General features: G+C 43.9%; 18 protein-coding genes and 1 pseudogene. 12 read left to right on the top strand and 7 right to left on the bottom strand.

The genetic code is table 11. The features are described from left to right. Positions 1-3: 3 nt before the first annotated feature. Both FMM05_RS17665 and ald read right to left on the bottom strand, forming a co-directional pair. On the bottom strand, positions 4-663 hold the full coding sequence (locus tag FMM05_RS17665; RefSeq protein ID WP_143374749.1) for a class I SAM-dependent methyltransferase: 660 nt from the start codon (positions 661-663) through the stop codon (positions 4-6). A 101-nt stretch (positions 664-764) separates the two neighbouring features. Beyond that, the gene (gene ald / locus FMM05_RS17660; protein WP_143374748.1) at positions 765-1,859 is read right to left on the bottom strand and encodes an alanine dehydrogenase; all 1,095 of its coding nucleotides are present in this window, start codon (positions 1,857-1,859) and stop codon (positions 765-767) included. A 284-nt stretch (positions 1,860-2,143) separates the two neighbouring features. Between ald and FMM05_RS17655 the strand changes: the two genes are divergently transcribed. The 3 genes from FMM05_RS17655 (at position 2,144) to FMM05_RS17645 (ending at position 7,247) form a co-directional block, all read left to right on the top strand. Beyond that, entirely contained in the window at positions 2,144-2,791 is a 648-nt protein-coding gene (locus FMM05_RS17655; protein ID WP_143374747.1) for a queuosine precursor transporter, read from the top strand. Between the two features lie 142 nt (positions 2,792-2,933). After that, positions 2,934-6,635: a TraB/GumN family protein gene (locus FMM05_RS17650; protein WP_185965624.1), complete on the top strand. Its 3,702-nt coding sequence runs from the start codon at positions 2,934-2,936 to the stop codon at positions 6,633-6,635. A gap of 141 nt (positions 6,636-6,776) precedes the next feature. Continuing rightward, on the top strand, positions 6,777-7,247 hold the full coding sequence (locus FMM05_RS17645) for an Lrp/AsnC family transcriptional regulator (protein WP_143374745.1): 471 nt from the start codon (positions 6,777-6,779) through the stop codon (positions 7,245-7,247). Positions 7,248-7,414: 167 nt separating this feature from the next. On the opposite strand, the gene FMM05_RS17640 is transcribed toward FMM05_RS17645, so the two are convergent. Continuing rightward, positions 7,415-8,116: a zinc metallopeptidase gene (locus FMM05_RS17640; RefSeq protein ID WP_143374744.1), complete on the bottom strand. Its 702-nt coding sequence runs from the start codon at positions 8,114-8,116 to the stop codon at positions 7,415-7,417. 416 nt (positions 8,117-8,532) lie between these two features. Continuing rightward, positions 8,533-12,192, bottom strand: a complete 3,660-nt coding sequence (locus FMM05_RS17635) for a class I tRNA ligase family protein (RefSeq protein WP_143374743.1) — start codon at positions 12,190-12,192, stop codon at positions 8,533-8,535. Between the two features lie 152 nt (positions 12,193-12,344). Between FMM05_RS17635 and FMM05_RS17630 the strand changes: the two genes are divergently transcribed. The 6 genes and pseudogenes from FMM05_RS17630 to FMM05_RS17605 all read left to right on the top strand — a co-directional run bounded on the left by FMM05_RS17630 (position 12,345) and on the right by FMM05_RS17605 (position 16,505). Beyond that, positions 12,345-13,217: a cell division protein FtsX gene (locus tag FMM05_RS17630; RefSeq protein WP_143374742.1), complete on the top strand. Its 873-nt coding sequence runs from the start codon at positions 12,345-12,347 to the stop codon at positions 13,215-13,217. A gap of 210 nt (positions 13,218-13,427) precedes the next feature. Beyond that, positions 13,428-13,658 (top strand): annotated as a pseudogene (locus tag FMM05_RS17625) (DUF3098 domain-containing protein); the annotation flags it as partial. 94 nt (positions 13,659-13,752) lie between these two features. Further along, complete coding sequence (locus FMM05_RS17620) at positions 13,753-14,559, top strand: undecaprenyl-diphosphate phosphatase (RefSeq protein ID WP_143374741.1); 807 nt, start codon at positions 13,753-13,755, stop codon at positions 14,557-14,559. 6 nt (positions 14,560-14,565) lie between these two features. Further along, a complete protein-coding gene (gene truB, locus FMM05_RS17615) occupies positions 14,566-15,264 on the top strand; it encodes a tRNA pseudouridine(55) synthase TruB (RefSeq protein WP_143374740.1) in 699 nt (232 codons plus the stop codon). Then, positions 15,242-15,886, top strand: coding sequence for a hypothetical protein (locus FMM05_RS17610; RefSeq protein ID WP_143374739.1), 645 nt, complete (start codon positions 15,242-15,244; stop codon positions 15,884-15,886). The genes truB and FMM05_RS17610 overlap by 23 nt, the downstream gene beginning before the upstream one ends. Before the next feature lies 1 nt (position 15,887). After that, positions 15,888-16,505, top strand: a complete 618-nt coding sequence (locus tag FMM05_RS17605; protein WP_143374738.1) for a YiiX/YebB-like N1pC/P60 family cysteine hydrolase — start codon at positions 15,888-15,890, stop codon at positions 16,503-16,505. A gap of 302 nt (positions 16,506-16,807) precedes the next feature. On the opposite strand, the gene FMM05_RS17600 is transcribed toward FMM05_RS17605, so the two are convergent. The 3 genes from FMM05_RS17600 to FMM05_RS17590 form a co-directional block, all read right to left on the bottom strand. Further along, the gene (locus FMM05_RS17600) at positions 16,808-17,374 is read right to left on the bottom strand and encodes a heavy-metal-associated domain-containing protein (RefSeq protein ID WP_143374737.1); all 567 of its coding nucleotides are present in this window, start codon (positions 17,372-17,374) and stop codon (positions 16,808-16,810) included. A 356-nt stretch (positions 17,375-17,730) separates the two neighbouring features. Continuing rightward, positions 17,731-18,285, bottom strand: coding sequence for an REP-associated tyrosine transposase (locus FMM05_RS17595; protein ID WP_143374736.1), 555 nt, complete (start codon positions 18,283-18,285; stop codon positions 17,731-17,733). Positions 18,286-18,364: 79 nt separating this feature from the next. Beyond that, complete coding sequence (locus FMM05_RS17590) at positions 18,365-19,201, bottom strand: prolyl oligopeptidase family serine peptidase (protein ID WP_143374735.1); 837 nt, start codon at positions 19,199-19,201, stop codon at positions 18,365-18,367. A 311-nt stretch (positions 19,202-19,512) separates the two neighbouring features. Between FMM05_RS17590 and FMM05_RS17585 the strand changes: the two genes are divergently transcribed. From FMM05_RS17585 to FMM05_RS17575, 3 genes are all read left to right on the top strand, one after another. After that, complete coding sequence (locus FMM05_RS17585) at positions 19,513-20,682, top strand: MFS transporter (protein ID WP_143374734.1); 1,170 nt, start codon at positions 19,513-19,515, stop codon at positions 20,680-20,682. Between the two features lie 67 nt (positions 20,683-20,749). Further along, positions 20,750-22,198, top strand: a complete 1,449-nt coding sequence (locus FMM05_RS17580; RefSeq protein WP_143374733.1) for an MBOAT family O-acyltransferase — start codon at positions 20,750-20,752, stop codon at positions 22,196-22,198. A gap of 2 nt (positions 22,199-22,200) precedes the next feature. Beyond that, positions 22,201-23,172: a hypothetical protein gene (locus tag FMM05_RS17575; RefSeq protein ID WP_143374732.1), complete on the top strand. Its 972-nt coding sequence runs from the start codon at positions 22,201-22,203 to the stop codon at positions 23,170-23,172. Positions 23,173-23,232: the final 60 nt, after the last annotated feature.

The raw sequence follows: 23,232 nt of genomic DNA, 5'->3' as shown, positions 1-23,232 counted from the left end.
ACGCTACTTATTTGCTTTCAAAAAATATTGCACCGATAAAAATTCTTCAAAAAGCCCGAAAGTAATTTTGTTCAAAATTTTGGCGGCTGATTTTCCTTTATAAATACTTATGGCACTTTTTACCTCGGTAATTTTAAAACCACTATTTTGCAGTAATTGTTTCATGTTGTACTTGCAGTAAAAACGCATGTGGGTATAATCAAAAAGGCCACTTTCATCGTACTTAAAATCGCCTTTAATAAAGATCCTTATAAAAGTACTATAGTGCCTTACATTAGGCATGCTTACTAAAAGCGTACCGTCCTGTTTAAGGTATTTTTTAGCCTTCGCCAAAACAAGCTTAGGCTCAACCAGGTGCTCTATAACATCGGGCAGTAAAATGATATCAAAATAATCATCATACTCAGGGAAATCCATGTTTTCTATATTGCCAAATATAAACCTGTCCAAAGGTTTGTAGTTAGCAGGATTTTTAAGGTCTTCAAAGATATCAACACCCACAGCCTCCCCCGCAATACCTGTTTGCTTTAAATGATACAGGGTATCGCCGTAGGCAGCGCCAATTTCCAGTACTTTTAGTCCGGTTCGTTTTTCGTCCAGGCAGGTTAAAAGATCTAAACGGTTGTTAGAGTAATATTCTGAAGCCTTATCTATATAATTCATGCGAGAGGTGTGTATGTAAGTTAAGAGGCAATGTTACAATACTACAAGTTTACACAAATTATCTCAAAAACAGCACACTAAATAAGTGTTAGAATAAACACTTACACCAAACCCGACTCAAAAGCATTGGTAATTTCATCAACAACCACCTTGCCTTTAACAATGTTTAGTCCGCGGCCCAGGTCGGGGTACTCTTTGCAGGCCGTTTCCCAACCCAGGTTGGCCAGCTTTAAAACATACGGCAGCGTAACGTTAGTAAGCGCCAGTGTGCTGGTATAGGGTACCGCACCCGGCATGTTCGCCACGCAGTAATGCACAATATCATTTATAATGTAAGTAGGGTCTTCATGGGTGGTAGGCCGCGTAGTTTCAAAACAGCCGCCCTGGTCTACCGCCACATCTACCAGTACGGTACCGGGGCGCATATCTTTAAGCATGGCGCGGGTAATAAGCCGTGGCGCCTTAGCCCCGGGAATAAGCACCGCGCCAATAATAAGGTCGTGGTTTTTAATATGGCGCTTAATGTTGTACACACTGCTAAACTCGGTAACCACATGGGGTGGCATCATATCGTTAATGTAGCGCAGGCGTTTCATGTTAATATCAAGCACGGTAACGTGGGCACCAAGCCCGGCAGCCATTTTAGCCGCCTGTACCCCTACAATACCCGCACCCAATATAAGCACCCTGCCCGGCGGTACACCCGGCACACCGCCAAGCAGCACTCCCCTGCCCTTTATAGGCTTCTCCAGGTACTTTGCGCCCTGTTGTATAGCCATACGCCCGGCAACCTCGCTCATAGGCGTTAGGAGCGGCAGGGAGCCGTCTTCGTCACGCACGGTCTCATAAGCAATGCAAACCGCCTTACTGGCAATCATGGCGCGGGTAAGGCTTTCGCTGGATGCAAAATGGAAATACGTAAAAACAACCTGGTTCCGTTTAATAAGAGGATATTCCTGTGGCACCGGTTCCTTAACCTTTACGATCATCTCGGCCATGGCATACACCGCCTCTATAGACGGCAGCATAATGGCACCGGCCTCGCGGTAATCTTCATCGGAAAAACCGCTACCTTCGCCCGCCGTTTCCTGAATATACACCTGATGGCCGTAATTAACCAATTCAAAAACCCCACCCGGCGTTAGGGCTACACGGCTTTCATTTGTCTTTATTTCCTTTGGCACCCCTATTGTCATGGCAGTATGTTTTTAAATTTATGCAAATATAAAACACATACCCCTATGATGATTAGCCATACGACAGATTTAGGTATTTAGAAAATTTGATAGTCTAAAATTAAATATCTGACACCTATAGTTTAATTCTAACAGCACATTTTGACGAAACCCATACTACCGACAGCCGAATGTTTATTACCTTTGAAAATTAAGTTTTTGAGGGAATTTGTCTTCTCTGTTTATGGATAAGGACATTTCAATAGCTACAAGAACTCTAAACCCGAAACTACAAACCTGTTAGCATGTTCGAAACCCGTAAAAGCACCCTTTTTGTAATATTAGCCGGTATCTTTATTACCAATGCCGTTGTGGCCGAGCTTATTGGCGGCAAGCTGATACACATAGGCCCCTATGTTATGAGCGTGGGTATTATACCGTGGCCGGTGGTGTTTATAACAACCGACCTTATTAATGAATACTTTGGGCAAAAAGGCGTTCATAAACTATCGCTTATTACCGCCGGGCTTATTACCTACTGTTTTGTGCTGCTGTACATTACGCTCCAGATACCGGCCGTAAAAGGTGAGGGACTGGTGAACGACGAGCAGTTTACCGCCGTGTTTGGGCAAAGCCTTTGGATCATTGTGGGCAGCATTGTGGCCTTTATGGTGTCGCAGCTTATAGATGTTACCGTTTTTCACTTCTTTAAAAACAAAACGGGCACTAAAATGATATGGCTGCGCAGTACTGGCTCTACGGTTATCTCACAGTTTTTTGATACGTTTATCGTGCTGGGCATTGCCTTTTATGCCACCGGCAAAATGGATACCCATACCTACATCACATCGGGCCTGGTGGGATACTCGGTTAAGCTGGCAATTGCCATAGTGATGACACCGCTTATTTATCTGGGGCACGGACTTATAGAAAAGTACATCCACAATAAATAAACCGGTTTAATACCCACCTGTCAACCCCATTAAAAATACTTTAATAAGCCGCTTTTACGTTATAAATAATATAGTTGGCATGCGGGCGCATATCTAAAAACTATGCACTATATTTGATTGTATATACTTAAAATTGCTCACCTTGAAAAAATTAGCTTTACTACTGCTGCTAACCTTTACATCGCTTTTTGCACAGGAAAAAAAATACCAGGGGCTGCTGTGGGAAATATCGGGCAATGGCCTAAAAAAGAACTCGTATCTGTACGGGTCCATGCACGTGAGCGATAAGGTTTCGTACCACTTATCTGATGCTTTTTTTGCCCATTTGCTTAGCGCCGATATTATAGCTAACGAGAGTGAGCCCTCTACCTGGATGGACATCATGGGGCTGGTGGGCAACGGCAGCAACTATTACCGTGGCAGCAGCAGGAAATTTTATTCGGGCTTTTATTTAGAGCCGTCTACTAAAAATGAGCTGTACCAGCTGTTCCGCACCAATAACTATACGCTTAACAACCTGCTTTTCCGCACTAACGAAAACCAGAAAGAATACCAGGAAGAAACCTACCTGGATATGTTTATTTACCGCACAGGCCGCAAATACAACAAAAAGACCGTGGGGCTGGAGGATACCAAGACATCGCTGCTAAACATTATGAATATTGATTACAGGGCCATGAAACCCCGTGAGGAAAATATTGCCACCCTGCAAAAAATACTAAAAAATACAGGCTACCAGGAAGCCTTGCTTAACTACTACCGCGATAAGGATTTAGATATGCTCGATTCGCTTACCACGCTGGCATCGTCTGAATCGTACCTTAAAACCCTGCTGTACGACCGTAATGTGGTTATGGTGCACTCTATAGACTCCATTATTAAAACAGGCAGCCTGTTTGCCGCTGTGGGTGCTGCCCACCTTCCAGGCAAGCGCGGTATTATAGAAATGCTTCGCTCACGTGGCTACAAGGTTAACCCCGTGGTAGACCGCTATACCGATGCCGGCAAAACCAAAAAAGAAAAAATTGAGGAGTACTTTATTAAACCCACCTTTAAAAGCTACACCACCGCCGATGGCATTGTTACGCTGCCCGTATTTAACGGGTCGGTTATAGAGAGTGGCGAGAACATGCAGTCGCCCGACCTGGCCAATGGCGGGTACATTAACATTAAGCGCCTGCTGCTGAAAGACTTTCTTAAAAAAGACAACAAGCCGTTTAACCACCAGAGTTTAGACAGTTTGTTTTACGAAAATATCCCGGGGAAGATCATCCAGAAAAACTTCTCGCAAACTAATGGCGTAGGGCTTTATGATATTAAAAGCGTTACCAAAACCGGCAATGCGCAACGCTACAGGTATTACATTACCCCGCTGGAGATAATTATGGTGAGCATGGCGGGCGAGAAAAACTACGTGCGCCAGTTTGAGAACGAGGTTTTTAACGGCATTAAGGTTAAGACGGAGCTTTCAGGATGGGGCAGCATCAACCCTGCTAAGGGCGGCTTTAAGGCAGATATGCCTGCCTACCACGCCATACACGGCGAAAACGCCACCGCCAAAACCCTTGAGGATGTAGAATACTACGCCTACGACAGCACCGATAAATCGAACTATTTTGTTATTGAGCGTACCCTTAGCGATACCGAGAACCTGGAAGACACCAACTTTGAGCTGCAACGTATGCACTATGAGTTTTACAACCAATTGGGTATAGATTCTACGCAAACTAAACTAACGGCAAACCCGGCGGCGTTTACATCATCGTCTAAAATTGGCGCTAAGAGCATTAAATTAAAGTCGGTTATAAACGGGCCTAAATATTATTTACTGGGCAGCGTGGGCGCTACAGAGGCTAATACGGGCAGGTTCTTTAACTCGTTTACGCTGGCACCTTACAAAGAAGATGTAGCATACGAAACTTACAAAGACACCACCGCGCTGTACAGCATCAACATCCCGAAATCTCAAAATGCAAAACTGGAGTTTGAGCGCAACATGCCCGAAATGGGCGATTATGGCGACGATGATGAGAATGAGAATGTTTTTCAGGAGAAATACAACACAAGGCAGTTTACGTTGCCATCGGGCGGTACGGTAGAGGTATATTACCACAAATACCACAGGCACCATGCCGTGGTGGTAGATTCGCTTTGGGCCGACTTTAAAAAGTTCATTACCGAGGAAGATACAAATAATGATGTAGTCATTGATGATGAAGTAGTAACCACCATTGCCGACGACGAAACCGAATATAACGAATATGCATCTAACCGGGAGTCGCTTTGGGACAAGCTTATCGACACAAAAACCCGCAAGTTATCTATTGCAAACGAAAAGAAAGAGAACAAAGGCAGCTACCAAACCTATGAGGGCTCGGTAGAAAGCAGCGAAAGCAGCCAGGCCATAAAATTTAAGGCACTGCACCGCAACGGCACCAGCTACCTTATAAGTACCATGACGCCAAAAGGCTATAAGAACAACGACCCGGCCATAGAAAAGATGTTCAGTTCGTTTACGCTTCTGGATAATTCTAAAGAAGAAAACCTGCCCGCCGACAGGATGCAGCTTTTTATAGACGATGCCCGTAGCGAATACGACAGCATCCGCAGCAGCACGTTAAAATCGGTAAACCAGTTACAGGTAACCAAAGAAAACCGCGTTAAGCTACAGCAGTTTATTGAGGGCTTTACCTTTAAGCCTGAGGAAACCAACGCGCTTACCCAACTGTACCGCAAACTGGGCAACCTTAAAGACAAGGCGGTTATCCCGTTCTTTGAAAACCAGTACAAACGCGAGGACAGCAATACCATCATTCAGTTTGCGGTGTTAGAAGCCCTTGCCGAATTTGAAACCGAGGAAGCCTACAAAAAAATTAAAGAGCTTTTAGAATACGACCTCCCGGTTACCGATGATAACTACGAGGTGGCTAACCTTTTCAGCACTTTTAGCATCGACCCTAAAAACAGCGCTGTGCTGTTCCCTGATGTTTTTCAGTACTACAGCATACCCGAGTACCATGAGCCGGTGGTGAGCTTTACCGCCAGCCTGCTGGAAGCCGATGCCATTAGCCCTAAAAAGCTTAAGGCCTACAAAAAAATGCTGCTTACCAATACCCGCCTCGAAATTAAAAGGGCTAAGAGCCGCAAGGCCGGTAAAGAATCGGGCGAAGATGAGTACTATTATGGCAATTCAGCTTCGGGTAATCTTACCGGGTATATGGAGCTGCTGTACCCTTTTAAAAGCGATAAAGAGGTTAACGCCATCTTTACCGCCATAAAAGCCCTGGATATCGACGCGACCAATATGGAAATTGCCCGCCTTGATATTAAGAACGGCAATACTAACGAGCAGGAGCTGCAGGCGCTTTTAAACAACCCTAAAACACTGTTTGAGGTACAAAAAATGCTTATCGCACAAAAGAAAACCGCCGCCCTTAAAAACATTACCGATGAGCAGATAGCAAAATCGGCACTGCTGAAACTTGCAAGGATAGATACCGCAAAAGATTCGGTAGCGCTTAACGAAAAACGTGTTATTCAGCACGGCAAAAACTCGGTTAGTTTTTACTTTTATAAGGTTAAAAGTATTGATAACGAAGGCTCAGGCTATAGGCAAAAACGCGAAAGGCTTTGCGCCGTTGCCTTTGTAAATAACGGCAGCAGGATTAACCCACAAGCCTATAAAAACGCCGGTACCCGCTTTATTACCGATGACGATGAAATAGCCGATTATAAAAAAACCATGATTGATGCCGCCCTAAACGCCCGCCGCAACAGGGCCGGCTATGGCAAGCGCACCACCGGTTATGACGCTACAGAAGAGTATGCGGAGGAGGATTATTAATTTTTTAAAACAGTCACAAAGTTGCAGAGTTACAAAGTAGCAAAGTTTACATCACGGATATTTTCTACTTTGTCACTCTGTTACTTTGAAACTCTGTCACTTTGAAACTAATTCCGTATTTTTACTTTCAAACTATAACCTATGAAAGTAAATTCACTTCAAATAGAAATAGACGGTATTGATAAAGAGATACTCCGTTTCCTTATGGAAGATGCCCGAAAGCCCATTTTACAGATAGCCTCTAAAATAGGAATCTCGGGGGCAGCCATACACCAGCGGCTTCGTAAACTGGAGCAGGCCGGGGTTATAAGCGGTTCTAAATTTATCGTGAACACCCGCGTTTTGGGCTACAGCACCATGGCGTTTGTGGGCATCTATTTAGACAAAGCATCCAGCAACCCCGAGGCGGTAAAAGAACTCAAAAAAATACCCGAAGTTTTAGAATGCCACTACACCACCGGAAACTGGTCGATACTCATAAAGATCATCTGCCGCGATAACGAGCACCTCATGCAGCTGCTCAACAACAAGATACAGCCCATTAGCGGGGTATCGCGCACCGAAACGTTTATATCGCTGGACCAGCAGATAGAAAGGCAGATTCAGTTGTAGTGTTCAGTGTTCAGTCGCAGTAGGCAGTTTTGAACAGGCAATAGGCAATGAGCAATAGGCAATGAGCACCGAACTTTCGACTTGACGACTTTAAGACTTTCGACCCACAAAAAAAACCGCCCGGCATTGCCAAAGCGGTTTTTAACGCATATATATAGACAGGGGTTTTAATCCCTGGAACGGCCTCCAAAAACCATTAATGCCCAGTAAAGCAATGTTGCCAGTGCGCCAATGGCAGCTACTACATAGGTACGGGCAGCCCATTTAAGCGAATCCTCGGCGCCGGCATATTCCTGTGGCGTAAGCATGTTCTTGTTCTTTAACCAGGCAAGGGCGCGGTTACTGGCATCATACTCTACCGGAAGGGTAATAAAGCTAAACAGCGTACCCATAGCCATTAGCACAAGGCCCGCAATGGCAATGTAATACCCAATACCAATGCTTGCCGCAACACCCATACCAAGGCCTACAATAATTAATATAGGCGAAAACCCGCTCGCAATGTTAACCACCGGCACAAGGCTGCTGCGCAGTTGCAGCATACTGTAAGCCTGCGCGTGCTGTACGGCGTGGCCTACCTCGTGGGCAGCAACAGCCGCCGCCGCCGCGTTACGTTCGTTATATACGGCCTCGCTAAGGTTAACGGTTTTATCGGACGGATTATAGTGGTCGGTCAACCGTCCTGAAGTGCTTATAACCCTTACATCATAAATGCCGTTGTCATTTAGCATTTGCTGGGCAATCTCGGCACCGCTCATACCGTTGCGCAAATGCACCTTGCTGTAAAAATCAAACTTACTTTTAAGCTTACTGCCCACGGCAAAGCTTATAAGCGCTATAATACCAATTAATACATAATATCCTATCATCGTCTTTTTCTTTTATTTGGTTGGTATGTATACAGCAAAAAGAAAGCCAATTTTTACAAATGAAAAATTGTCAGGTGCACAGTGCTAAACATTTAGGAAGACTTTAAGAATTTTACCAAACAAAAAAACCAGCCATGGCAGTGGCTGGTTTTTTAACCTAAACTAACTATCTAACTAAATCTAATCTTTATATGTTGTGTAATTTTATTACGCTTAACGTAAGTCAAATTTTGTGCCACAATTTCTGACTAAAATTAAAATCAGCCAGATTTAATAATGCAGACACATTACAGATACAATTTCCTAATATAAATAGTTTCTATCAGCACGTTAAAACATCCCGATACTACAATATTACAAAAAAAAAGAACACAAATTAAAACTTGTGCTCTTTTATAGTTTTGAATATAAATTAGTTACCCAACAATATTAATAATCTTGCCCGGTACTACAATAATTTTTTTAGGCGCCTGCCCGTTTAGCTGCTGCGCGGTGCGCTCGTCAGCCAAAATGGCGGCTTCTATTTCTTCCTTGCTCAGGTCCATTGGCAGCTCTATTTTAAAGCGTGTCTTGCCGTTAAAAGATACCGGGTACTCCTTACTGCTCTCTACCAAATGCTCGGCATTAAAGATTGGGAACGGCACTGTAGAGATGCTCGTTTTGTGCCCCAGCTGCCTCCAAAGCTCTTCGGCAATGTGCGGTGCATACGGCGATATCAATATAGCCAGCGGCTCTAATATAGTGCGCTCGTGACAGTTAATGGCCGTAAGCTCATTAACGGCTATCATAAAACTGCTGACAGAGGTGTTGAACGAGAAATTCTCTATATCATCCTGCGTTTTCTTAATGGTGCGGTGCAGTATCTTAAATGCCTCTTTGCTGGCCTCGTTAGTGGTAACAATTAGCCCGTTATCATCAAAATACAGCTTCCACAGCTTTTTAAGGAAACCCGATACCCCCGTTATACCGGCGGTATTCCACGGTTTGGCCTGCTCAAGCGGACCTAAGAACATTTCATACAACCTTAATGTATCGGCACCGTATTGCTCGCAAATCAAATCAGGCGTAACCACGTTGTATTTTGATTTCGACATTTTCTCGACTTCGCGGCCTACAATGTATTTGCCGTTGTCTTCTGTTACAAATATGGCATCTTTATAATCAGAATATAGTGGATGATTTTTAAATGCCTCAATATCTAATTCATCTGATGAATTAATTAGAGCCACATCCACATGAATAGGTAATGAGAGCGGCTCAGCATTAAACCATGCCATACTACTTATACCTGCGTTACGATAATCATTTAAAATTTCTTCTTTAACTCTATTAATTTGAGGATTATCCACTCCATTAATAAGATCCGTATGAATACTTTTAGAAAGCAAATATGTTTTCTTCTTGATGTCAGAAGTCATTGATTTTACTAATTCATTCGGATCTTGTAGTGTCGTATGCTGATAAAAAATATACACAAAAGCACTCATCCCCAAAATCATACCCTGGTTAATAAGCTTTTTAAACGGCTCTTCCTGATTTACAAAACCGCGGTCTTTTAAAAACTTATTCCAAAAACGGGAGTACAATAAATGGCCTGTAGCATGCTCGTTACCGCCAATGTATAAATCAACATTTTGCCAGTAATCTTCAGCTTCTTTGCTTACAAATTCATCATTATTGTGCGGGTCCATGTAACGCAGCCAGTACCATGAGCTGCCTGCCCAGCCCGGCATGGTGTTTAACTCTAACGGAAACACCGTTGCCTCATCTATCAGGTCGTTGCTTACCACCTTATTCTCGGTAGTGCTCCACGCCCACTCGCGGGAGTTACCCAATGGCGGCTGACCGTCTTCGGTAGGCAGGTATTTTTCAACATCGGGCAAACGCACCGGTAAATGCTCTGTAGCAATAAGCTGTGGCACACCGTTTACATAGTACACCGGGAACGGCTCGCCCCAGTACCTCTGGCGGCTAAAAACAGCATCGCGCAGGCGGTAATTGGTTTTGCCCTTACCCTGGCCTATACCCTCTAAAGAGCTAATCACTTTTTTAGTTGCCTCTTTATATGTATCACCATTTAAAAAGTCGGAATCCTTTAGGATAACGCCGTCTTTAGCACCATACGCCTCGGTTGAAATATCCTGGCCTTCAAATATATTTTTTATCGGGATGCCAAAATGCCTTGCAAAATCATAATCACGCTGGTCGCCTGCCGGTACCGCCATAACGGCACCCGTACCGTAGCCTGCAAGCACGTAATCGCCTATCCAAACCGGGATGGGCTCTTTAGTAAACGGATGCTCGGCATACGCACCTGTAAACACGCCCGATATGGTTTTAACATCGGCCATACGCTCACGCTCGCTGCGTTTTGACGTGGCTTCTACATAAGCGTCTACCAACGGTTTTTGCGTAGGCGTGGTAATTTTAGCCACAAGCTCATGCTCCGGCGCTAACGTCATAAACGTTACACCAAAAATGGTATCAGGGCGGGTGGTAAATACTTCTATTGTATAGTTACTGGTGTCTTCTTCCTCAAACGGACTGATTATATCATCAAAGAATTCTCGTAAGCCGAGGCCTTCAAGGATGGATGGGTTGCCGTTTTGGTTTAGGGTCACATCATTATCAGACCTCACCCCCGGCCCCTCTCCGAAGGAGAGGGGGGCAGCTTCACTCAAATCCTTCTCATCATTGTAGGATTTGCGGTTTGCCAGGGCTATTCTTATTTGGGATAAAACATTATCTAAATTATTAAGCACTTCATCATTAGTAAATCGAAGTACTTTAAACGAATATTTTTGCTCCAGTTCTAATGTGCGGGCGGCATCCAGTTCAACCTGTTCCGCATCATCATGGTATCCCCCATCAACTTCAATGATCAGCCTTTTTTCAAGCGATATAAAGTCAGCAATATAGTTGCCTACATAGTGCTGCCTCCTTATTTTATACCCAAGCTTTTTATCTCTTGCAGCTTCCCATAATAACGCTTCTGCCTTGGTAGCTTCTTTTCTGTTAGAACGGGCAAACCCAACCAACTCTTTAGCATTAGAACTATCGGCGGTCATGTACCCCGGATCTCCGGCTACGTTTCCGGCCTGAGTTCCCCTCTCCTTCGGAGAGGGGTTAGGGGTGAGGTCTTTTGAAGAGCCGGGGGAGAGGACTGCGCTGTTAGGGGTGAGGTCTGAAGATGCATTTATCACATTAAACCTAACCGATGCCCCAACCGATTTACCAATCCAGTTGCGCTGGCTTTCCTTGATAGATTCACTCCAGTCGATGGTATCAAGCCCCTGTAAAAAACGTTCGGCATACGCCGAGATGCGCATACTCCACTGGGTCATCTTTTTACGGATAACCGGGTAGCCCCCACGTTCAGACACTCCGTTAACAATCTCATCGTTAGCCAGTACGGTACCCAATGCCTGGCACCAGTTCACTTCGGTTTCGGCAAGGTAGGTAAGCCTGTATTTAAGCAGCAGTTTTTCCTGCTCGTCTTTAGTGTAGCCTTTCCAATCATCGGCCGTAAAGGCAGCAATGTTATCATCGCTCACGGCGTTTACGCCTGCATTGCCGTTAGCCTCAAAATGGCTGATAAGCGTACAGATGCTCTCGGCCTTATCGGTGTCTTTATTGTACCATGAGTTGAACAACTGGATAAATATCCATTGTGTCCATTTATAATATTCGGGGTTAGAGGTGCGCACCTCCCTGTCCCAGTCAAAAGAAAATCCTATTTTATCCAGCTGCTCGCGGTAACGATTAATATTAGCCTCGGTGGTAACGGCAGGATGCTGGCCGGTTTGTATGGCATACTGTTCTGCCGGAAGGCCAAAACTGTCGTATCCCTGCGGGTGCAGCACATTAAAGCCCTGGTGGCGCTTGTAGCGCGCATAAATATCACTTGCTATGTAGCCCAGCGGATGCCCTACGTGCAGGCCGGCACCACTTGGGTACGGAAACATATCCAGCACATAGTATTTGGGTTTATCAGATTGGTTTTCGGCGCGAAAGGTACCTTCCTCTGCCCAGTATTTTTGCCAGTAGTCTTCGATTCTCTTATGATCGTATCTCATTTTGTACGTTACTTAGGTTCTTAGTGGCTTAGGGCATCAGCACCTTCGCGGCACAAATTTACAGTTATTGTACGAATGTAAAAACTTTGCCCGTTATAAACTATGCTGTACCGAATAGTTTATTTATTTTTACGCCTAAATTAAGATAACCTATGGCATCATCTTTTGAAAAATTCCAGAAACGACGGGTAATTTCTTCATATTTTTCTGTTGTGCTGTGTATTTTTATAGTGCTAACGCTGCTTGGGGCTTTGGGCCTCTTTGTTATTAATACCGATAAGATTTCCGGCTATGTAAAGGAAAATATCCCCATGACGGTTTATTTTAAGCGCGAAGCTACCGATAGTACCACCCAAGCCTTTGGCGTGCGCCTGCAAAACTCGGCGTATATAAAAGACCATGTGTTTATTTCTAAAGAAGATGCGGTTAAGAATAATCCGGAATTAATGAAGGATTATGATGTAATGCTTGACGAGAACCCATTGTTGGATTCGTACGATATTCACCTTAAAAGTGCCTATGTGCAAAAAGACAGCATTAAGGAAATTGAGGTAGAACTGCGATCTGACCCTGCCGTGGGCGATATTACTTATGATAACGTTTTGGTAGACCTTGCCAACGAAAATATTAAAACCATTACTTTTTGGATATTAATTATAAGCGGCGTACTGGCCTTTGTAGCCATGTTGTTAATAAACAGCGCATTACGCCTGTCTATTTATTCGCACCGCTTTACTATTAAAACCATGCAGATGGTGGGCGCTACAAAATCGTTCATCCGCAGGCCGTATATCTGGAAGGGTATTAAATTGGGGCTTTTTGGCGCATTGCTTGCCATTGCCGCACTTATTTACCTGGTGTACTGGCTTGATGGCGCTTTCCCGGTACTGAACATTTGGGAAGACTGGATACCTACCGCTATAGTACTGGCCGGTGTACTGGCTTTTGGGATCATCATTGCCATGATAAGCACCTTTTTTGCCACACAGCGCTTTTTAAATTTAAGAACAGACGATCTGTATTAAGAATTTTCAAAATACAAATCTCAAATAACAAACAGAGCGCTTACGCTTAAACAATAAATAAAAACCAAAGCTTCAATTTTAGAATATTGGATTTTTAGATAATAGACCGAAGACGATATACACCACGAGTGAAGCTCCCCCTCTCCTTTGGAGAGAGGCTGGGGGTGAGGAACCTGAAACTTTAAACTTTTAAACTTTAAACTCTGTAAAGTGAAGAACAACGAAATAAAAACCCATTTCCTTTTTGAAAAGGTTAATTATAAAATACTGCTTATTGGCCTTGGTGTTATTGCCCTTGGTTTTATACTAATGTCGGGCGGTGGCAGTGATGACCCTAAAGTGTTTAGCGATGCTATTTTTAACTGGAGGCGCATTCGCCTGGCACCTACTGTGGTGCTTATAGGTTTTGGTATTACTATTTATGCCATCCTTAAAAACCCATACCCGCAGGAAGCTAACACTGTAGAAACTACTACAACCGAGCCTTTCCCGGAAGATAAAGCCATCAAGAATTTTAAAAAATAAACATTATTAGATGGATTTTATACAAGCCATTTTTCTTGCCATTATAGAGGGTTTAACCGAATATTTACCAATTTCCAGCACGGCCCACATGATCTTTGTGAGCTCGTATTACGGCATACAGGACGACGAATTTGTAAAGCTGTTCCAAACCGCCATTCAGTTTGGGGCCATACTTGCCGTGGTAGTATTGTACTGGAAGAAATTCTTTGATTTTACCCGCATTAGTTTCTTTGTAAAATTAGCTTGTGCCGTGGTGCCCGCCCTTTTATTAGGCTACCTTTTTGACGACCTTATAGATGCAGCCCTGGGCGATCCTATACCTATTGCCATTATGCTTATTGTGGGCGGTTTTGTATTGCTGTTTATAGACAATTACTTTAAAAACCCTGTAATAGCTAAAGAAGAAGACATTACACTTAAAAAAGCCATTACCATTGGCTTTTGGCAATGCCTTGCCATGATGCCGGGCACCAGCCGCTCTGCCGCCTCCATCATTGGCGGTATGCAGCAAAAACTAACCCGCGAAACGGCTGCCGAATTCTCTTTTTTCCTTGCCGTGCCTACCATGCTTGCCGTAACCGTATACTCTGTACTGCTTAAAAAATATGGCCCTGCAGAGGTTAAAGGCTACGAAATGCTTATGGAAGGCGACAACCTTAAATTGTTCCTGCTTGGTAATGTTATTGCATTTGTGGTGGCTATTATTGCCATTAAAGGCTTTATAGGCGTTATTAAAAAATACGGCTTTAAGCCCTGGGGTTACTACCGTATTGTTGTGGGCTTTGCGCTACTGGCTTATTTTATAACTACCAAATAAAACACATTGGCCGCTGCAAACCCCGAAGATTTCCAGGAAGGAAAAATTGTACTTATAGATAAGCCACTTACATGGAGCTCTTTTCAGGCTGTAAACAAAGTAAAGTGGAGCCTTAAAAAACACCTTGGGCTTAAAAAAATAAAAGTGGGCCACGCCGGCACGCTCGACCCTTTAGCCACAGGCCTGCTTATTGTATGCACCGGTAAATTTACCAAACGCATTACAGAGTTGCAGGGCATGCCTAAAGAATATACCGGCACTTTTTACATAGGCGCTACTACGCCATCATACGATCTGGAGACCGAGGTTAACGAAACTTTTCCCACCGATCATGTAACGCCCGAATTGGTATACGAAACCGTGCCTCAGTTCATGGGTGAGATCGACCAGAAACCACCGGTATTCTCGGCCATTAAAAAAGACGGTAAACGCCTCTACGAACACGCACGCAAAGGCGAAGAAGTAGAGATAGCATCGCGCAAAACTACCATTCACGAATTTGAAATTACACGCATTGCCCTGCCCGAAGTAGACTTTAGGGTAGTATGCAGCAAGGGTACTTATATTCGTTCTTTAGCTTACGATTTTGGACTGGCCATACAATCTGGTGCACATTTAACCGCACTAAGGCGTACTAAAATTGGTGAATTTCCCGTTGAAAAGGCCATAACCCCAGATGCTTTTGAAGATGAAGTCTCCGCTTAAAATAACTGCCTTACTCCTCTTTTTTGCCCTGGCCTCCCACGCACAAATAACCCGGGATGAAACCGTATTTATAACCAAGGGCATCCCTGAAGGTGAAAAGCCTCCTAAAGAAAAACCGTTCTTTGGGCAGTTTAGCATTTCAATTCCGCTAAGGGCAAACCCATACCGTGAAGACAACATTGCCTATGTTGATGATGACCAAAATGGCGTAAACGACTATGAAGAAGATAAATACAGTGCGCTTGATTACATTTTACCCGATGGCTTAGCGGTTAACGCCGGCTATGGCGTACACCTTAAAAAGTGGTTAGGCGTTTCTGCCAATACTGGTGTTGAATATTCCGGAACTAATAAACTGGTAATAGCTCCGGTATTTGGCAGCGTTTTATTTACGCCGCAACTATGGGAAGAAACCAACATTTGCCTGCAATATGGCTATGGGTATGCATTTGCGTTAGGCCGTGGCGATTTAGGCGGAACATACCAAAAGTACCGTATAGGTGCAATAAAGGATAATGAAGTATCTTTGTATGTGGAAGCCAACCTGTATGCATTTCCTTTGCATGAATATGATCGTGTAGGGACAATATGTATAGGCCTTGCTTTCTTTGATTTTTTATAAAATGAAATACCTACTTATTTTTCTTTTCAGCATAACATCGGTTGCTGCACAAAGTAAGATCGATCTTAAAGATGGCGACCTTATTTTCCAGGATATGGACTGCGGCCCGCTTTGCGATGCCATAGAAGCCGTAACAGAGGGCCACAATGGCGCCGATTACAGCCACATGGGATTGGTATACCACCGCAATGACACCCTTTACATTATAGAGGCCGCCGGAAGCGCGGTACGGCTTAGCACGCTACAGAGTTTCAGTAAAAACACTGGTAAGCCTATGCTGGTAGGCCGCCTTAAAAAGAAATACCAAAAGCTTATACCTGCCGCCATTGCATTTTCGCTAAAGCAAATGGGCGTACCGTATGATGATGAATATGTTTATGGTAACGGCAGCTACTACTGCTCAGAACTTATATATGATGCTTTTAAAGATTCCAATAAAGGCAAGCCTTTTTTTAAACTATACCCTATGACGTATAAAGAGCCCGGCACCAACGCGTTCTTCCCTGCATGGGTAGAGTACTATAAAACCATCAATAAATCCATCCCTGAGGGGCTGCCGGGTTGTAACCCCGGTGGTATCTCTACCAGCGATAAAATTGATATTTTAGGGAATCTTTAAAGAAAGTCACAGTCGCAGTTTTCAGTTTTCAGTTTTAATGGAACGCGGATGACGCTGATGCTTCGCAATCGCGCCTGCCCGAATGGTACAGGCGGGGATTTACACAGATTTTTACGAATTTGAGTAAGCACAGGAGCCTGTCATTGCGAGCGAAATGCAATGGAGCGCGGCAATCTCACTCGGGGAGCACGCAATAAATTATCGAGATTCTTCCTTCGTCAGAATGACATGCTTGCTTCCATAAAATGCCACAAAAAAAAAGCAGCCCTAAGCTGCTTCTTGTAAATATTTTAGAACCCTGATTATAGGTTACCACCTTTTTTTGCATCGGCAGAACAGCATCCTGCTTTTTTCTCCGTCTTGGCATCGGCCGAACAGCACGATGGCTTACCGTCTTTTTTAGCTTTGGCAGCAGCCTCTTTAGCCTCTTTCTCGGCTTTTTTCTTTTTCTTCTTATCCTTATCGTGTCCTGAATAGTATGCCTTATCACCCGATGATTTTACATCAGATACCTTATAAACACCTCCGGCAATTTTCTCAACCGTTTGTACAAAGCTTTCGGCAGTTTGTTTGGCAGGGTCAAAAGATATGGTAGCCGTTTTGCTGTCAAAGTCAACTTTAGCATCATCAACACCTTCCATATGGGCAAGCTTATCCTGAATGGTAGCCGCACAACCCATTGGGCAGGTCATACCCTCAATTTTAAATGTAGCCGTTTCAAGGTTAGCAGCGGTTTCTTTTTTCTGGGTGCTGTCGGTTACAATTTCTTCTTTAGGCGTTTCAAGGTTGCCATCTTTAGAGGTGTCCTTACAACTTGTAAACAACACAGCAGCAAGGGCTATTAGCGAAAGTTTTTTAGCAAATTTCATATATCGCGGGTATTAGTTTATTACTTGGTTTAAAACAGGTTACAAATTTAAGTAAAAACGCAGTGCCAAAACAGCCACGCCATCATAAAATTATTTAGCTTTTTAGTACTAACGTTACAATAAACGGTAATTGATAGATTCCCAACAGTTAGAATAAGCCTTTTGAGTGATAGCGGGAATTTCGCTATTGCGTATCAAATTTACGCATGAGTGATAGCGCGGATTTGCAATCCGTGCAGGCAATGTAACCAGAATAAGATTTATTTACCTGATACAGAAACTCAGTAGTATGTGCACGGATTACAAATCCGCGCTATTACTCTGCTGGTAGAAAATCAGTTATCACTTTGAATTAATCAAAACAGATCAAGCAAAACTATATCTAAATCATTGTCCAATCCTGCATAATTTCGAGCCGAACTGAAATAATAATCTTCAGGTAGGCTAACAAATTTTTCTGCTACTGGGTTATTATGAATATATTTTACCTTTTGTTTTATAAACCAATTGGTTTCTACAATTTCGGCATGATAACCTTCCTGCCACACCTTAAATTGCTGTGGCCTTTTTAAATGCTCGCATGCTTTTGCAAAATATGCCAGCATCCATTCCCTACGGCTTTCGGGTTCTTCGATAATTGATGTAATTATCTTTTTGGAAGTAAACTTTTTAAAGTCTCTCATAATATCCGACAATACAGCTCCGTCTACTCCTTTGCAAAGGATATGCAGGTGACTTGGCATCAGGCAGTATGCATATATCTCTAAGCCTTTATGCTTGCTACAATAGTCAAGGGCATTTATTATATTGTATTTCTGATTTAATCTTGTAAAAACATCAATCCAACCTACGGTAGTTATTGTAATAAAATATGCCTCTTCGGTTGTTATTGCTTTGTATTTAGTTGACATAGAAAATAATTATTGTTACCGGCACGGATTGCAAATCCGCGCTATCACTCAGGTGTTAATAATGCTACCCCACCCCACCCTAATTATACAACTCCACCCATTTAGTAATCTCGTCAAGCACTTTCTTTTCGCTATTGGGTTGGTTCATGCCGCAGTCGTGGCCTTTGCCTTTCATGGTTACAAACTTTGATTTCACACCCTTCTTTTGCAATTCGCCATACAAAAATACCGACTGCGAGTACGGCACTATGTTATCGGCATCGCCATGAAACAACAGCGTTGGGATTGCTTTTATATGCGAGTACGGACTCACAACCGTAAACTCGGTGCCTAATTTTTGCCCGGGAATATACTTGGCATCGGCTAATAGCTCAACATTGTGTACCAGCTGGTGCTTGTTAAATTCATTGATGTCATTAGGGTCGTCCAAGCGTGAAGGTGCGCACAAGGCGGTGATCGACTTAACGGTTTTAGAGGTGGTATAGCCATACAAAAGCGACAGGTGCGCACCGGCACTTATACCCGCCATATGATACCCTTTTGGGCTGTAATGGTACTGCGCCGCCTGCTTTTCTACATACGTTATGGCATCATCTATATCGCGCAGCAGGTTTTTTGCACTAACCGAATCGTTCACATACCTGTAATCAACATTCGCTACGACAAAACCACGATTGCGCAGGTCTTTAGATGTTTTTTCGGTATATTCATTACCACCCAGCATCCATGCACCGCCGTGCAGCATAATAACAACAGGGGTCTTTTCTGTGTAGGTTTTAGGCAGGTACAAATCAAGCGTATTTTGCTTTTCCGATCCGTATTTTAAATGCATCAGGTCTTTAGGGCCTGTTTGGGTTTGGGCATTGCACGACACTAAAAAGAAAAAGCAGGAAAAAAGGCAAAGAATGTTTTTCATTATAAAATGTTTTTGTAACACCTAAGATACGGCTGTTAGTTAATGTACACAAGCAATTCAGCACAAGTAAGAACGAAAGAGTGAAGCTCAGGCGGCCTCATCTTTTTGCGTTAAGCAAATTATGAGAAAAGGCGTTAAAAATCATTTGCTGTTTGAAGCGAAGCAAGTTCAAATGATTTAGCCTTTTTGAAATAATTTGTAGCTAAAAAAGATGTAGCCTTGATTTTTTGTTTCTTTTGCATCAAGGCAAAAGAAAAGGCTATAAATATTTATTGCCACACATTGTACTATCGCATACCTTTGTATGACCAATGAACAACCCGGAAAAACACCCAATTTACAACCTCCAGTTCGGCTTGCTGTGCCTTAGTTCGCTGCTGTTCTCGGCCAGCTTTAACATGCTGATACCCGAACTCCCCGCCTACCTCAGCAGCCTTGGCGGTGCCGAATACAAAGGGCTTATCATTGCCCTGTTTACCGTTACCGCAGGCATATCGCGCCCCTTTAGCGGGCGGCTGACAGATACCCTGGGCCGTGTGCCGGTTATGGCGGTTGGCTCTATAGTGTGCTTTGTATGTGGCTTTTTATACCCCCTGCTGGCAACCGTGGGCGGCTTTTTGTTTTTGAGGTTACTGCATGGATTTTCAACCGGGTTTAAGCCTACGGCAACTGCCGCTTACGTTGCCGATATTGCCCCTAAAGAACGCTGGGGCGAAGCGCTGGGCATACACGGCCTGTGTTTTAGCACCGGTATGGCTATTGGGCCTGCTATAGGCGGATACATTACACTCCACTTTTCTATCAACGTACTGTTTTACATATCGTCGGCTTTTGCATTGCTGTCTATCGTTATCCTTATGAATATGAAGGAAACCTTGCCTATGAAGCAAAAGTTCAGCTTTGCCTTGCTTAAGCTTTCGCGCCGCGACATCATAGCGCCCGAAGTGCTGCCCGCTGCCATCGTCATAATCATGACCTACATTGGCTATGGCGCAATACTAACTCTGATCCCTGACCAGTCTGCCCATCTGGGTATTGCCAACAAAGGGCTTTTCTTTATGGTTTTTACCATTGCATCACTCTTAATCAGGTTTGTGGCCGGCAAGGCATCCGACCGCTATGGCAGAATCAAAGTAATTAAAGTAGGGTTAGTAGTATTGGTAACTTCACTCATAATTATTGGCATGGCCAATAGCCTTATACTGCTTATAACGGGGGCCGCCGTATATGGTATTGCACAGGGTGTACTCTCGCCCGCGCTTAATGCGTGGACGGTAGATATGAGCCTGCCCAACCATCGTGGCAAGGCTATGGCAACCATGTATATTGCGCTCGAAGCCGGTATTGGCCTTGGCGCGCTCTTTGCCGGATGGTATTACCAGGATGATTTGGCGCGGATACCGCTGGTGCTGTATGTATCGGCAGGTATAACATTGGCAGCTTTTGGCTACCTGTTTTTAAGGGACAGGCAGCGTGCCTAAAAATGCCCTTTGCATTTATGGCGCATAAATAGTATGTTTACCAAAGCAACGGCAACACCCCTTAGTAATGCTTTTTAACTCAATAGGTTTCGCGCTTTTTTTACCGGCAGTATTTGTACTGCACTGGTTTATAGCAGGCAAAACCGTAAAGGGGCAAAACATACTATTGCTGGTGGCAAGCTACTTTTTTTATGCCAACTGGGACTGGCGTTTTCTCTTCCTGCTTCTGTTCTCTACCGCTTTAGATTATTTTTCCGCCCTGAAAATTGAGTCGGAAACCCGCCAGCGCGCTAAGAAAACATGGCTGTGGATCAGCATTTGTATAAACCTGGGGCTACTGGGTGTATTTAAATACTACAACTTTTTTGCGCTCTCGTTACAGGATGCTTTGGCTACCGTGGGGTTGAGTGTGAGTCCGTTATTGCTAAAAATAATCCTTCCCGTGGGGATATCGTTCTACACCTTTCATGGGCTATCGTATATAATTGACACCTATCAGGGCAGGATAAAAGCCGAGCGGGATTTTATAACCTATGCCCTATTTGTGAGCTTTTTTCCACTTCTTGTGGCCGGACCAATAGAGCGTGCCACCCACCTGTTACCGCAGTTAAAAACCAAACGGACTTTTGATTACAGCAACGCCATAAACGGACTTCGCCAAATTTTATGGGGATTGTTTAAAAAGGTGGTCATTGCCGATAATTGTGCCGAACTGGCTAATGTAACCTTTAACAGCCACCTGCACCTTAGCGGTAGTTCGCTGGCAATGGGGGCGGTATTTTTTGCCTTCCAGATTTATGGTGATTTTTCGGGCTATTCCGATATTGCCATTGGTACGGCACGTCTGTTTGGCATCGACCTTATCCGCAACTTTTCGTTTCCCTACTTTTCGCGCAATATTGCCGAATTCTGGAGGCGCTGGCACATATCGTTAACCACCTGGTTTAGGGATTACGTATACATTCCCCTCGGCGGAAGCCAAAACGGCCGCTTTGCCGCCATCCGCAATACGTTTGTTATTTTTATCATCAGTGGTTTTTGGCATGGCGCCAACCTTACGTTTATTGCCTGGGGCATGCTGCACGCACTGTATTTTATGCCCTTGCTGCTCACCAAAACCAACCGCCGCTACCTTACCATTGTTGCACCCGGTAAATGGCTGCCAGGCCTAAAAGAAACTGTTCAGATACTGTTTACCTTCAGTCTGGTTACTTTTGCGTGGATCTTTTTCAGGGCCGATAGCCTCACGCATGCATTTAAATACATAAGCACTATATTTTCGCGCACCCTGTTTACCGTACCCAGTTTTTATGTGGCAGCCAATGCAAAGATAACCATTCTGTTACTGGCTGTATTTTTAATCATTGAATGGCAGGGGCGCGAGCACCAATATGCCATAGAAAAACTGGACACCAACTTTACCAAACCGGTTAGGATAGCATTTTACTACGCCATTATTGCCGCGCTGTTTTTGTTTGCCGGTAAGAACCAGCAGTTTATTTACTTTCAGTTTTAAGGATGAAAAAGTTTTTGCGCAATACCGCCTTTTTCCTGCTGCCGCTCCTTGCGCTGATGTACCCGCTTGATTATTTACTATCTAAAAGCCTGGCAAAATCGGGCACCGCTGCCGAAGGCGAAATTAGTGTGTGGACCGATATTTATGAGGGTAACATCAACGCAAACGTGGCGGTTTACGGCTCATCGCGCGCATCCATGCATTTTGACACTAAGATATTGTCAGATGGGCTTTGCACCCCCACTTATAACTTTGGTATTACCGGCCATAATTTCTGGACACAATATTACAGGCACACGCAGTACCTTAAGCACAATAAAAAGCCCAAGTACATCCTGCTATCTATGGATCCTTTTAGTATGATAAAGAAAGTACCGAGGGATAATATATCGCAGTTTTTACCCTACAGCCTTTTTAATAATGATATGGCCGCCTACACCAAGGGCAAAAAAGAGTTCTCTGCGTGGGATTATTACGTGCCGCTGGTGCGGTATGTGGGGCAGTACCAATCGGTAGGCATTGCGCTGCAAAATATGACTGGTAAAGAATCTGCCAAACCGCTGCGTTATAAAGGTTATGAAGCCCGCAACGAGCAATGGAACAGCGATTTTGTAAAGGCGCAGGAACTTTTGGGGAGCTATAAGGTAACGGTTGACCCGGAAATGCGCAGGCTGCTGCACCGCTTTGTAGCCGAGTGCCAACAGCAGAACATTAAACTGATCTTTGTAAACACGCCCCAATACTACGAAAGCCGGAAGTTTACCCAAAATAGCGATGACGTTATGCAGGAACTAAAAGGCTTTGCAAACCGGCAGGTCATTCCGTTTTTAGATTATTCTGACAGTCCGCTGTGTTATAACAAAGCGTATTTTTTTAATGCCACCCACCTCAACAAAACCGGCGCAGAACTGTTTACCAAACAACTGGTATCCGACCTTAAAAAGCAACATCCCGGCATTGCAAACTGTAAATAGATATTGGTTTCAACTGCTATGTACGTATGACTGAAAACTGCGACTGCGACTGAAAACTCC

Source organism: Flavobacterium zepuense, from assembly GCF_007097145.1.
GTDB lineage: Bacteria > Bacteroidota > Bacteroidia > Flavobacteriales > Flavobacteriaceae > Flavobacterium > Flavobacterium zepuense.
This window is presented reverse-complemented; position numbering and strand designations above follow the sequence as displayed.